We start from the raw sequence: 13,795 nt of genomic DNA on the forward strand, positions 1-13,795 counted from the left end.
TTATACTATAAATAGTATTATGAAATATCATTCACTATAAAATACGTTCCACTTAAATAATGGTTTCAATCTATGTAAATAAATACAATTAAAAAAGGAGTAATTTACATGAGAATCACTTGGCTAGGTCATTCATGTTTTCTTTTAGAAGATTCAAAAGGTACTAAGATTTTAACGGATCCATTTGATGCTACTTTAGGATATGAAGTTTATAAAGGTAGCCCTGACATTGTCACTATAAGCCATCAGCATTTCGATCACAATTATACTAGAGAGCTTATGGGTAATTATAAAATTATAAATAAGATTGGTATATCCACTGTTTATGATATATATATAAAAGGTATTCCTTCTTATCATGACAAAAATAAAGGTGCAAAACGTGGTGACAACATAATATTCATCTTTACATTGGATGGGTACTGCATGTGCCATTTAGGTGATCTAGGCCATACTCTTTCAAATGATGATCTTTGCGCTATAGGTTCTATAGATATACTATTTGTCCCTGTAGGTGGTAACTATACAATAGACGGTAAAGAAGCCTCACAAGTCACTAAAAAAATAAATCCTAAAATAGTTATTCCTATGCACTACAAAACATCACAGGCGTCTTTCCCTTTAGATGGTGTTGAAACATTTCTTATGTATATGAAAAATGCCACAAAAATAGGTAGTAATACGTTAGTAATTAACGATGAAATAACCGACTCTCTAGCCGTTAAAATATTAAATTTTATACAGTGAATAAACTATCTATATTTTCTATTTAACTTAATTATTTACATAATATATAACTTTAGTAAAATATGGTATAAATACAATAAGTATATTTATTTTTTCTAAAATCTATTTAAAAAAGCACCAAAGTGTAGTATCATGATAAGTATGTTACAAATGTTGCAAATTTTTTTATTCAGGAGGAAAGTTATATGAAAACAGGTACAGTTAAATGGTTTAATTCAGAAAAAGGATTTGGTTTCTTATCAGTTGAAGGAGAAGAGGATGTATTCGTACATTTCTCAGCTATTCAAGGAGACGGATATAAGTCTTTAGAAGAAGGACAACAAGTTCAATTTGAAATCACTACTGGTGCTAGAGGCCCACAAGCTTCAAATGTTACTAGAATATAATTCAAATTAATTATATAAAAAACATCTATCACTTTGTGATAGGTGTTTTTTAATTTAGTTAAAAAAATATACAGTAAGGCTTTCATGGCTCAATATCATATCTCATGCAACAAATTAAATTGTATGGTTAATTGGTACCTTATTGCATCTAAAATCAAGTACGACGCAAAATAAGCTATTACATATACTTACTAATAGTTTAGGGTAGTTCTGTATATAATTTATAATAACATTCTCACTTTTTGAATATAATAAAGTTCTTTGCTAAAACTATAGTAAAGCTATTTATGAAAGGATGTTTTTATAATGTTTGGAAAAATAATAGATATGAACAGTACAGATGCTTTTATAAATTTTCAAGATGGAACTACTATAGATGTAAGCATAACAAGGTTACCTAGGAATTCAAAAACAGGAGATACTATTGATTTAGATACTGGAAGTTTAACTAATATGTTTAAGAATGATATGTTTAATCTATTTTAATAAAACTTCAATAAAATGAACTGTACTTATTTTTATAAATACAGTTCTTATATTATTTAGAAACATCTTTTTTTATTCTTTCAAAATTAAATAATAAAATTCCAATAATTAAGACAAACAAACTAATGAACTGAGATGTAGAAAGTATAGATACACTTCCTCTAGGGTCACCTCTTAAAAACTCGATTAAAAATCTGCCTATACTATATATAATAAGATAAAGAGAAAATACTCTTCCTTTTTTTCGCTCACACCTATCATACCAAAGTAAAAAAAACGCTAACATAAAATCAAATATTGAAGAATAAATTTGCGTTGGGATTAGATGTACATTTGCAGGTACAAACGGCGAGTTATTAAACTCTACCCCTATTGGTAATGACGTGACCTTTCCATAGCAACATCCAGCTAAAAAGCATCCTATCCTACCAAATCCTTGTGCCAGAGCTAAACTTGGAACTAATAGGTCAAGCACTCTAAGCGTATTCCAAGCCTTTTTTTTGCTATAGATATAAACACCCAGTATTCCTCCCAAAATAGCTCCATAAATAACAAACCCATTTCCAATATTTTTTAATACTGAAGGATTTTGCAAGACTTCCTTAATATCTGTAATTATGTACAATACTTTTCCACCTATTAGCCCACAAATTATTGAAAGTATTGCCATATCCCAAACATTGTCCTCATTATATTGTCCTTTCTTACTTCTATATGATAATAGACAAAGCGCTGCAAGAATTCCTATCATTATCATTAATCCATATCCATAAATTTTCACAAAAGAAAACTCAAATAATATTGGCTTCATTTGTCCCCACCCCTTAATAATAAAACTTTTGCTTTTATTCAATTTACTTTATTTACCTAAAAAACAAAAACTAAGAGAAGCATAATGCTTCTCCTATATTTTTATTCCTTTGGATCTTATTAGATAAATTATAATACACTAAAAAGTTTAAAGCAAATATAATTAATTTTATCTAATTTTTAATGTTTCAACTATGCTTTCAAAAATAGCTCCATATGTTTCTTTAAAATCAACATTTCTTGTAAAAAATGAAAATCTATAAAACTCTTCCTTATCATCAATAAAATATTCATAAGACTTATACCAATTGTTGTCTGATACATTAATTAAGTATTGTACTACATATGTTTTTTTACCATTAATAGCAATTTCATTTATCTTATAATTTTTAATTTTATTTTGCCCTTCCGATATGCTTTTACTATTATCTAAAAATGCTTTTAAGTCATTTCTACCTTTCCATACTTCTACGAATCCATGAATTAATGCATCGGAAGACTTAAAATCATTGTGGTATAGAATCTCGTCCCCGGAAAATTTCTTTTCATTTGTTGTCCATCCCTTAGGTAATTTATAATTTATTTTACCATTTATGGCTACATAATCATCCAATAAATTAATATTGTTTTCTACAAGAATAGTCGTTTTTAACTTTTGATCAAATTGTTTTGATATCCCTAGCAGAGTAATCATAAGTCCAAAAACTATTACTATAATCCCAATTTTTTTTCTATTTACAAATATAATCTTCAATGTTTCCCCCCAAATATTAATATTAATATACTATATGATAAATAGTATAAAAATATTAAAAAAATAAAATGTGTGACTAAATAATAGTCACACATTTTGTTCTTTCTATATTACTTTTTTATAGGGACAACAACTGTTGAATTTTTGAAATCATAAAACATTAACCAATGTCCCATTTCATCACTTCCCTTATCTGCAATCCAAGTCACAAAACCAGTTTTACCTCCATAAGGTTGATGCACTTTATTTCTGCTTCCAGGTATACCATAAACTATATATTTCATTTTTCCACTTGAATCACATTTGTATCCTAGCATAAAAGATTTATAATTTCTAATGTATGGGTAATAACAAATCATAGGGTAATACGCTATAGTATATTTATTATAATCACTCAAATCATACATATTCTCTAAGTTATGCACAGGTACCTTATACCATTTGCACCACTTGATTTCCTTAGTAAAATCAGGTACTTCTACAAAATCTTGCGCTGCCGCCTTGAAGAAATTCCCCATGGCACCTTTAGGATATTCAGCTTTATAATAATTGTTTTCCTTTTTATTACTCTCATACTCTTTTTGCTTCTTATTTTCTTTACAGAACTTTTTATCTTTATCTCTAATTATTTCTTCAAAATCAGATTTAAGTTTACCTTCTTCTACTTGCACTGGGATTTCGATATCACAAGTATTATCTCTTTGATCAATTTGTACTTTTTCATCTTCTGTCTTCTTTGGATCTTTTATTAGCGAAGCGTTTTCAATACTAGCTTTTTGCATAATATCTACTTTCTTTTCTAATATTTGATCTACATTTAATTGTGTTTCTATAGGTAAAATATCATTAGATTCAATTCTTTGCTCAGCATCTACTTTTTTATCTACCTTCTCTTGAACCTCTAAATGTTTGAGTGCTTCATCACTCTTTACTTTAATTATTTCTATACTTTGTTCATATTCATCAAATTCATTTTTCACTTCATCTGTTCTAGCTTCTTTCGTTTCCTTATTAGAATCAGCTAGTTTATAGTTTTTCCATTCATTTGGTTTTTCAGTTGTTGAAAAACCGCTCATTATTGAAATTACATTGTTATCTAAGAATTTTACAATTGCCGCTCCAATAATTTTTTCAGCATTAATACCAGTGTCCGCTATATTGTCCATATCATATTCATGAAAAATGTCTACCCTACCATGATCGTCTATGTTCAATTTACCAACTTTTATAATCTTGTTTACATCTTTTTTGCCACATATTAAAATCATGTAATAAGGTTGTTTTTCTTTCCTTAGGTTTTGCACATAGTATGAAATCTTACATTTACTGTTTTTCATTTCGAGTTTTGCATAACCAGAAGGAATTTTATCAGATTCTAATGAATAGCCTTTTTCATCTTCTTGTAATATAATAAAATACCTACTATAATTTTTTTTAGGTGTCACCTTCTTCTACCTCCATATAAAACTTATTCATTATAATATATGAAGTGTATGATAAAAAATGAACAATATCTTGAAATTTATTTTATAAATCCTATTTCATCGGAAAGCAATGCGAATTCTGCAAGGGATAAAGTCTCTCCTCTTCTTTTAGGATCAATATTTGCTCTTTCAAAACACTTTAATAACTCTTCTTTAGGAATTCCTATATCTTTAACAGAATTCCATAAAATTTTTCTTCTCATATTAAAAGATTTTCTTACTATAGAAAAAAATAAAGCTTCATCATTAACCTTAACCTTAGGCTCTTTTAGTCTATCTAACCTTATAACCATAGATTCTACCTTAGGCTCTGGCAAAAATGCTGTTGGCGGCACAAGGCGAAGTATTTTTGTGTTGCAATAGTACTGAACTAATATTGAAAAAGCTCCATAAGCTTTGCAATTAGGCTCTGAATCTATCCTCTGAGCAACTTCCTTTTGTATCATTATAGTCAAAGACTTAAAATTATAACCTCCAGTAAGTAAATTAACAATTATAGGTGTTGTTAAGTAATACGGTAAATTAGCAACTAGTTTTACGGATTTTTCATCTCCTATCAATTCATTGAAATCTACTTTTAAAGCATCATTATGTATAAGCTCAAAATTATCGAACTCTTTAAGCTCGTCTTCCAAAATAGGCAAAAGTTTATCATCTAGTTCTATAGCACAAACTCTTTTAGCTCTCCTTAAAAGTGCTCTAGTTAATGTTCCAAATCCTGGTCCTATTTCTATAATAAAATCATCGTTATTAACTTCTGCTCCATCTACAACATCATCTAGAACAGAGTCATCTATTAAAAAATTCTGACCCAAACCTTTTTTAAATCTAAATTCATATTTTTTACTAACCTCACTAATCGTCAAATCTGCCATAATTCATCTCCTTGTTTATTTTTTCTAATGCCTCTGTAAATTCTTCTTTTACAATTCCATAGTTGTTTAACCTAGTTAAAAATTGTGAAGCATTACCATATCCTATACCTAATTTGTTTCCTAGGGCATCTCGCCTTTCTCTTGCCTTGCTATCCGCTGTTAATTTAAAAAATATCATATCATGCACATCAAATTCTTTTCTCTTCTCTTGTACTTCAAACTTAGCAGCCTCGAGCGCTCTTAATATTGTTTCAGGTGATGCATTTTCAACGCCTATGTCCCCATCTCTAGTTCCTTCTTTTTGAGATATGTATGCATGCTTTACATTAGCTACCCTTTTAGTAATAATTCTTCTTATTTTTTCTCCAGCAAAGTCTGGATCAGTAAAAATTATTACGCCTTTTCTCTTTTGAGCTTCTCTTATTTTGTTAATTACCTTTTCGTTAATTCCAAATCCGCCTACAGAAATTAGTTCAGCCTCTACTGCTCTTTTAACAGCTGTAACATCATCTCTTCCTTCAACTACTATCACTTCTTTAATCATATTATCCCCCTTGCTATTTATCGCGACCGATACACAATAATAACTGTCATTTTAAGTGTTATGCTAAACTAAGAAAATATCCATTATTATATAATTGTAATAATGAACGCTCTTAGTATTTCTTTCTAATACTGTATCTATAATACCATTTTACTTATTAATAATAAACTATAAGACAAAAAAAAGGAGCTTATGCTCCTATTTCACAATATAAATACTAACATTTCTTGCTCCCCAACTCCACATTTCATCAGTGGAACTGAAATACAAATCTATGTGGTTACCCTTTATAGCCCCACCTATGTCTTCTGCAATAGCATATCCATATCCATCTACATAAACTTTAGTGCCTAAAGGAATAACTCTAGGATCCACAGCAATAGTACTATATCCATTAGCATTTCTTTTCGCACGTGCTCCAGTAGATGTTATACCTAATCCAGGGTCACCCGGACCTTTGCCCGTACAACTATAATCAGCAGTATATGCTGTTGCCCTTACACTCAGTTTACTCGAGTAACGAACGTTTCCCCCACGAGATGCTGTATAAACGCCAGTAGTTCCTAATGCAATTATTTGTTTAACAGGCTTTGATTTAACTTTTTCGCTAATCAAGTTTCTCGATATCTCTTTGCCATTTTCATAGACAACAGATGAGGTTACAACTTTCTGACCTGCTTTACCCTTTTGAATTACTTTCTTTGCACCCTTATTTAACTCATTGCTATTCTTAATTTCCGTTGCAAAATTTATTGCTTTTGTCTCTTTAAGTGTCTTGGTGTTTACTCTTGTTATTACCACTTGTAACCCAGATGTTAACTCATTGTTTTTTGATGGAATAACTTTGTCCGTTCCACTTAATACAATTTTTTCTGCCTTAAGCATATCTTCTACTGTATTTTCAGCAGTTAGAATATTGTATTTTTTACCATCAACTTCTACTTTAACATTAATAGCTTTTTTTATATATATTTTATCTCCGTCTTTTACTTTACTGTCTAAACTAACTGTTATTTGGTCCTTTGATCCTAATGCTATATTATTACTTTTTAGTATTTGTGTAACATTGCTCTTTAAAGTAACAACTTGTATAGCCTTACCGTCAACGATAACAGATATAGCTTTTTTCATGTTAAATATAGTCACCGTAATGCACATTACTACTAGCATTACTACAAAAACCGTCTTGGGTCCGTTTGAAAAATAGTTCTTAAAATTATTTTTCGCGTTTTTCATTATAAAAATTCCCTCCCTTAGTCAATAGCACTTGCGTATTATAACTTGAAGCAGTAAATATGTCAAATTTCCATACCAATACTCTAAGTTTTGACTGTTAATGCATCATTATGCATACAATTACAATTACAAAATAAACTAATTAACCCAGTCTTGAGGGTAAACTGGAAAACAATATTTTCCATTAAAATTATATGTTATACATTTAATTTTAATTACAAATATTTATTGTAAAATTATACCATTTATTGAACATTATCTATTCTACACTAATTTTCTATTTTTAGCAAATTTTTAATATTATGGATTGTTACATCTTCAATTTCTTTTATACTTTTCTCCTTAACTTCTGATATTTTTTCTATTATATACTTAATATAATCAGATTCGTTTCTTTTCCCTCTAAGAGGAACTGGTGCCATGTATGGACAATCTGTTTCTACGAGTATCCTATTCATTGGTACCTCTTTTGCAACCTCTGCTGTTTTTTTTGCATTTTTAAATGTTATAACTCCGGTAAACCCTATATAATAGCCTAGTTTCAAACACTCCCTAGCGAATTCAACACTTCCTGAGAAACAGTGAACTGTGCCTATCACTTCGGGGAATTGTTTTAATATATCTAAAGTATCTTGATGAGCATCCCTATCATGGATGACTACTGGTAATTTAAGTTTTTTTGCAAGCTCCATTTGAAGTTTAAATGCGGCCTTTTGTATTTCTCTATCTGGATTTTCTTCTGTATGATAGTCAAGTCCTATTTCGCCAATAGCTCTAACTTTTGGCTGATGCGCTAAATCTCCTAATTCTTTGATAACTTCATCATTAACAATATTTGCATATTCAGGATGTATTCCAACTGCTGAATATATAAAATCATATTTATTGGATAATTGTACTGACATTCTTGCGCCTTCAAGTGATGCCCCGCAATTTAAGACTCCTATTACCCCTTTATCATTTAAACCCATTATTACCTTATCTCTATCCTCATTAAAAGCCTCATCATCATAATGTGCATGTGAATCAAATATCATAATTTCTACTGCATTAAACACCGAAAGTTTAATAACAGTTTTCACCATCCTTTCTATGAACTTATAAATTTAATATAAACTCCAAATATATGTTAGATATTATATCACTAGTATCTAACTTTTAGCAAGATTCTGTGATGTATACAACATTAAATCATCTCCTTGGTCGTTAAAATAATTAAAAGCCACCTCCTAACGGAAGTGACTTTTGATTATAATGTACTACATTGAACCTAGTATAGGTGATAATAGTCCCATAATAGCACCAAGTAATGCCCCTAGCCAAGTTATAGCATTAAGCTCTTTACTAGCAATTTCGAGTATAATTTCCTCTGAAAAAGCTACATCGAATTCATTGATTTTTTCTTCAACTATCTTAGCTATATTTAACACTTCAATTACTTCTGGTGCCTTATTCTCTATGAATTTATTATATGATTTTTCAACTACTTTAGAAACAGATTGAGTAACCTTATCTCCTCTTCCTTTAAATATTGATTTCATCTCTATATGTAACAATTTATTAATCATTACACCTACTATTTCATTGATTTTTAGTTTAGTAGAATCATTTTCAATCATACTATTTATTCGACTATTTACAATTTCCTCTATTACATTTTTGTACTCTATCCCTGTCTTTTCGAGCAAATCTTCAACAGATATATAACTATTAAACTTACTCTCAAGCTTTTCAAAAGTACTTATAATAAGTTCTTCATCTACAATTTTTGTTGTAAATAAATTAATCAATGGCTCTATAACATCATCAATTCCTTCTTTTGGCAAATCAAAAACAACACTAGATATTGTTTTTTTAAGCAATTTGTCTATTATATCATTAATGATTAGGGCAATGTCATTATGATTTTCTACATTATCCAAGTATTCATCTATACCAATTACAACTTTTTCAAAAATACTATCCTTACTGATAAACATTGCTATCATCGGACTTAGTTTAGTAGATATTGTTTCCTCAACAATTTGCTTTAATTTTTTACTATTCCTTTCTTCTTTAATCATTTTTTTTATTTCCATAGCAATATTATATCTTTTACCATAGACATAAACTTTTAGGTTATTTGTTATCTCGCTTGGTATAACATCTTCAAATTTTTTGTCTAAAAGCACTAATTTAGCTACCTTAGCTTTTAACATTTTTTGAATTTCTTCGTGAAAATCTTTTGAATCCTTATATTCGATAACCAAATTCAGTACTTTATTTTTTATTGAATTATATAATTTGCTTTCACAAATAGCTTGTGGTTTTGCCTTTAGTTCTGACATTATCTGTGCATAAACATATTTAGCGATGGCCTTTTTAACTTCCACGTCATTTATATAGCTTATAAGTGATTTTGAAACGTTACCTACAGTACCTTTGGTGAAATTACAATACTCTTCACCTAATATATCCTTTAGCTCATCTTCTACCGTAGCATTGCTGTTTTTCATAGTACTAACTTTGCTTTTCACCCAAGTATCCAATTGCATATTCATATCTTCACTGCATAAAGATTTAATGATTGTTTCCTTAGTTAGAAGATGATTACCTATAGACTCACCTACGCTCCTTGCAATTCTAGACTTTTCCTTTGGAATAAGTCCTGGGGTAAATGGTACTTTAACATTAAAAATTCTAATTTCTTTATGTGGCCTAAACAGCATCTTTATAGCTAACCAATTGGTTATGTACCCGATAACAGCTCCAACTAAGGAACCTATAATAAACTTCATGTTATTTCCTCCTCATAATTTTCAGTAATATATAACTAATTATAAAGCTATCTTACTGTGCTTCCAGTCGGTAGTTCTCCAGGTATAGATATTGCAAATAGTTTACTATCGTCATCTGTCGACGCTGCAATTATCATTCCCTGTGATAATTCACCTCTTAAATTAACAGGCTTTAAATTAGCTACTAATACCACATACTTTCCAATCAGATCTTCTGGTTTATAATTTTGGGCTATTCCCGAAATTACTTGTCTTACTTCCCCACCTAAATCTACTTTTAACTTAAGAAGTTTTTTTGTCTTTTTAACTGGTTCGCATTCTAATACTTTAACAACTCTCATATCTATCTTATCAAAATCCTCTATAGTAATTTCTTGTTTTATTGGCTGCATTGTAGGTTTACTCGCTAGTTTTCTTGCTTCTTCTACAAGTACATTAAGCTCCTCTATTTTAGCTTCTACATCTATTCTTGGGAACATTACGTCACCTTTATTAACTTTTGTTCCGGGGATTGTTCCATTGAAAGTTTTTAAGCTATCCCAAGTAGTAACACTTGCATTTATTTGAGCATTTATTTTTTTACTAGTTGTAGGCAAAAATGCTGAAATCAGTACTGATGTCATTCTTAATGATTCTACTAAATTGTAAAGTACTGTACCGAGTCTCTCCTTTTTCGTTTCATCTTTCCCAAGTATCCAAGGTGTTGTTTCATCTATATATTTGTTAGTTCTTCTTATTAGTGTCCAAACATGATCAAGTGCTTCAGGAATCTTAAGGTCATCTATAGCCTTTTCTACCTTACCTGGAATTGAAAGAGCAAGTTCTATAAGTTCATTATCCACATCAGCTATATCTTTAGGTTTTGGTATAACTCCATCAAAATATTTTTCTATCATTGTTACTGTTCTAGATAATAAATTACCTAAATCATTAGCTAGGTCTGAATTTGTTTTCTTTATGAATATTTCATTAGTAAATATTCCATCAGAACCAAATGGTATTTCATGAAGTAAGTAATATCTCACTGCATCCACTCCAAAGTGATTAACTAGTATTACAGGATCTACTACATTACCTTTTGATTTTGACATTTTTACTCCACCATCAAAAAGAAGCCATCCATGACCAAATACTTGCTTTGGAAGAGGTAGACCTAATGCCATTAACATTATTGGCCAATAAATTGTATGGAATCTTAATATATCTTTACCTATTAAATGTATATCAGCCGGCCAGTATTTATCATATAAAGTCGTATTCTCGCCATTATATCCAAGGGCAGTTATATAGTTAGATAATGCATCTACCCATACATATATAACATGTCCTGGATCGAATTCTACTGGTATACCCCAATTAAATGTTGTTCTTGAAACACATAGATCTTGAAGACCAGGTTTTAAGAAGTTATTTATCATTTCATTTTTTCTTGATTCTGGTTGTATGAACTCTGGATGAGCTTCTATATATTCTATAAGTTTATCTGCATATTTAGACATTTTAAAGAAATATGCTTCTTCCTTAGCTTTCTCCACAGGTCTTCCACAATCAGGACATTTTCCATCTACCGCTTGTGTTTCTGTCCAAAAAGATTCACATGGAGTACAATACCAACCTTCATATGCACCCTTGTATATGTCACCTTGATCATATAATTGTTTAAATAATTTTTGAACAGCCTTTTTATGATATTCGTCAGTAGTTCTTATAAATTTATCATAACTTATATCCATCATACTCCACAATTCTTGTATACCTGCTACTACTTTATCTACATACTGTTTTGGAGTAACCCCTTTTTCCGCAGCTATTCTTTGTATCTTTTGACCATGTTCATCTGTTCCTGTTAAAAACATTACATCATAGCCTGTAAGCCTTTTAAATCTAGCAATTGCATCTGCAGCAACCGTTGTATATGTATTTCCGATATGTAACTTTGCTGATGGATAATAAATCGGTGTAGTAATGTAAAAAGTTTTTTTATTCATAAATTTCTCCTACCTCTCATATTTAAATTACTAATAATTAATTTTGGTGCTATTCATCTTCTTTGAAGCTATTCATCTTCTTTGAAGCTGTTCATCTTCTTTTGAACCACAATATTAATTTCCCGGTAAATAAAAAAAATCTCTAAACAGAAAAATCCTTCTGTTTAGAGACGTATTTAACGTTTTACCACTCTAATTCATCCCTACATCACTATAAAGATCTCAATGGGTGACTATCATCACCTGTCAATATAACGGTTGCTACCGTATTATCTTAATAAACAAATAAAAAAACTATCATCACAATAATCTTTTATACTTTTTATTTGGATAATCTGCTTAGAGTCCATATTCATAAACCACCTTGCTACTGCTTTTCACCAGTTACAGCTCTCTTTTAACACTTTAGCTTATTACTCTTCTCATCATTGCATTTATTCAATAATAATTGTATTGCAAATAAATCACTATGTCAATAATTTTATCCTAAAAATATAAAATTATACTATAATAAGCAAGCTACATATAAGTTATCATTAGAAGAAAAATTTTGCTAAATTAACGGCCATTATGATTGCTGTTATATCTGCGAGTATTGCCGCGAGTAATGTATGCCTAATTTTTTTTATATTTATGGCTCCAAAATATACTGTCAACGTATAAAAGATAGTTTCTGTTGAACCCATTATTATAGATGACACACGCCCTATGTAACTATCTGCTCCATATTGCCTTATAATATCAGTAAAAACTCCTAAAGCACCACTTCCTGAGAGTGGTTTTATTAAAACTAAGGGAACAATTTCCGGCGGTAACCCTATAAACTTAACAATTGGTGTAACTAAACAAATAAAAAAGTCTAAAGCCCCTGAAACTCTAAAAACATTAACAGCTATAATCATAGCTAAAAGATAAGGAAAAATTTTTAGGCAAATTGTTATTCCATCCTTTGCACCTTCTACAAAACATTCATAAACCTTAACTTTTTTAATGACTCCATAAGTTACCACGAGTGCAATAATAATCGGAATTATTCCCTTAAGCATGTACGACATCAAGTTACCTATAATAACCATATTTTACTCACTCTCCATTTAGATTCACTGTCCGTAAAAAGGTAATTTTCTAAAAATATTTTTGTAATATTTTACAATAAACTACACCTAAAACCGAAGCAACACCTGTTGTAATTATTGCAGGCACTATAATAATGGCTGGATTTTGGGAATTATATGCCGCTCTTATAGATATTACTGTAGTGGGTAAAAACTGAATACAAGCAGCATTTAAAACTAAAAATAAAGCCATATCATTGCTAGCTGTATCTTTTTTAATATTCATTTTCTGCATCTCTTCCATAGCTTTTATCCCAAATGGAGTGGCTGCGTTAGAAAGCCCCATCATATTTGCTGTTAAATTCATGGTAATACTAGACATAACCTTATTGTTTTTAGAAGTTTCCTTAAAAATCATTTTTAAAACAGGCCTAAGTACCTTTGCTAATTTATCAGTTAGCCCACTTTTTTGCGCGATTTTCATTATCCCACACCAAAGACACATCATTCCAACAAGCCCCATCACTAGTTCTACAGAGCTAGTTGTAGATGATACAAGGGCCTTTGACACAATTTCTCCTTTTCCACTAAGCATTCCAATAACTATTCCGAGTGTTAAAATTAAAAACCATATGATATTTATCAAATATTTT

The 13,795-nt window shown here is 30.0% G+C and carries 14 protein-coding genes; 3 read left to right on the top strand and 11 right to left on the bottom strand.

All coding sequences use genetic code 11. The features are described from left to right. The first annotated feature begins 108 nt into the window (after nucleotides 1–108). From KPL37_RS07135 to KPL37_RS07145, 3 genes are all read left to right on the top strand, one after another. Complete coding sequence (locus KPL37_RS07135) at nucleotides 109–747, top strand: MBL fold metallo-hydrolase (RefSeq protein ID WP_216147181.1); 639 nt, start codon at nucleotides 109–111, stop codon at nucleotides 745–747. A 185-nt stretch (nucleotides 748–932) separates the two neighbouring features. Then, nucleotides 933–1,133 (top strand): cold-shock protein, encoded by a 201-nt coding sequence (locus KPL37_RS07140; protein ID WP_216147183.1) that lies wholly within the window; start codon nucleotides 933–935, stop codon nucleotides 1,131–1,133. A gap of 306 nt (nucleotides 1,134–1,439) precedes the next feature. After that, nucleotides 1,440–1,619: a DUF3006 domain-containing protein gene (locus KPL37_RS07145; protein WP_216147186.1), complete on the top strand. Its 180-nt coding sequence runs from the start codon at nucleotides 1,440–1,442 to the stop codon at nucleotides 1,617–1,619. Nucleotides 1,620–1,671: 52 nt separating this feature from the next. Here the strand turns inward: KPL37_RS07145 and KPL37_RS07150 are convergent, their stop codons facing one another. The 11 genes from KPL37_RS07150 to KPL37_RS07200 form a co-directional block, all read right to left on the bottom strand. Continuing rightward, nucleotides 1,672–2,430, bottom strand: a complete 759-nt coding sequence (locus KPL37_RS07150; RefSeq protein WP_216147189.1) for a prolipoprotein diacylglyceryl transferase — start codon at nucleotides 2,428–2,430, stop codon at nucleotides 1,672–1,674. 168 nt (nucleotides 2,431–2,598) lie between these two features. Further along, nucleotides 2,599–3,183 (bottom strand): hypothetical protein, encoded by a 585-nt coding sequence (locus KPL37_RS07155; RefSeq protein ID WP_216147192.1) that lies wholly within the window; start codon nucleotides 3,181–3,183, stop codon nucleotides 2,599–2,601. Nucleotides 3,184–3,293: 110 nt separating this feature from the next. Continuing rightward, on the bottom strand, nucleotides 3,294–4,628 hold the full coding sequence (locus tag KPL37_RS07160) for a DUF7922 domain-containing protein (protein WP_216147195.1): 1,335 nt from the start codon (nucleotides 4,626–4,628) through the stop codon (nucleotides 3,294–3,296). 77 nt (nucleotides 4,629–4,705) lie between these two features. Continuing rightward, on the bottom strand, nucleotides 4,706–5,542 hold the full coding sequence (gene rsmA / locus KPL37_RS07165; RefSeq protein WP_216147198.1) for a 16S rRNA (adenine(1518)-N(6)/adenine(1519)-N(6))-dimethyltransferase RsmA: 837 nt from the start codon (nucleotides 5,540–5,542) through the stop codon (nucleotides 4,706–4,708). Continuing rightward, nucleotides 5,523–6,086 carry a ribonuclease M5 gene (rnmV, locus tag KPL37_RS07170; RefSeq protein ID WP_216147200.1) on the bottom strand — a complete coding sequence of 188 codons (564 nt, stop codon included), beginning with the start codon at nucleotides 6,084–6,086 and terminating at the stop codon, nucleotides 5,523–5,525. The genes rsmA and rnmV overlap by 20 nt, the downstream gene beginning before the upstream one ends. A gap of 198 nt (nucleotides 6,087–6,284) precedes the next feature. Then, nucleotides 6,285–7,322: a resuscitation-promoting factor gene (locus KPL37_RS07175; protein ID WP_216147203.1), complete on the bottom strand. Its 1,038-nt coding sequence runs from the start codon at nucleotides 7,320–7,322 to the stop codon at nucleotides 6,285–6,287. Nucleotides 7,323–7,591: 269 nt separating this feature from the next. Next, nucleotides 7,592–8,359: a TatD family hydrolase gene (locus KPL37_RS07180; protein WP_216147301.1), complete on the bottom strand. Its 768-nt coding sequence runs from the start codon at nucleotides 8,357–8,359 to the stop codon at nucleotides 7,592–7,594. A 222-nt stretch (nucleotides 8,360–8,581) separates the two neighbouring features. After that, nucleotides 8,582–10,099, bottom strand: a complete 1,518-nt coding sequence (locus KPL37_RS07185; RefSeq protein ID WP_216147206.1) for a DUF445 family protein — start codon at nucleotides 10,097–10,099, stop codon at nucleotides 8,582–8,584. 47 nt (nucleotides 10,100–10,146) lie between these two features. After that, nucleotides 10,147–12,087 carry a methionine--tRNA ligase gene (gene metG, locus KPL37_RS07190; protein ID WP_216147209.1) on the bottom strand — a complete coding sequence of 647 codons (1,941 nt, stop codon included), beginning with the start codon at nucleotides 12,085–12,087 and terminating at the stop codon, nucleotides 10,147–10,149. A 536-nt stretch (nucleotides 12,088–12,623) separates the two neighbouring features. After that, nucleotides 12,624–13,142, bottom strand: coding sequence for a spore maturation protein (locus KPL37_RS07195; RefSeq protein WP_216147304.1), 519 nt, complete (start codon nucleotides 13,140–13,142; stop codon nucleotides 12,624–12,626). Nucleotides 13,143–13,212: 70 nt separating this feature from the next. Beyond that, nucleotides 13,213–13,788: a nucleoside recognition domain-containing protein gene (locus KPL37_RS07200; RefSeq protein ID WP_216147212.1), complete on the bottom strand. Its 576-nt coding sequence runs from the start codon at nucleotides 13,786–13,788 to the stop codon at nucleotides 13,213–13,215. Nucleotides 13,789–13,795: the final 7 nt, after the last annotated feature.

Origin of the sequence: Clostridium frigoris, from assembly GCF_018861865.1 — a bacterium.
GTDB lineage: Bacteria > Bacillota > Clostridia > Clostridiales > Clostridiaceae > Clostridium_AD > Clostridium_AD frigoris.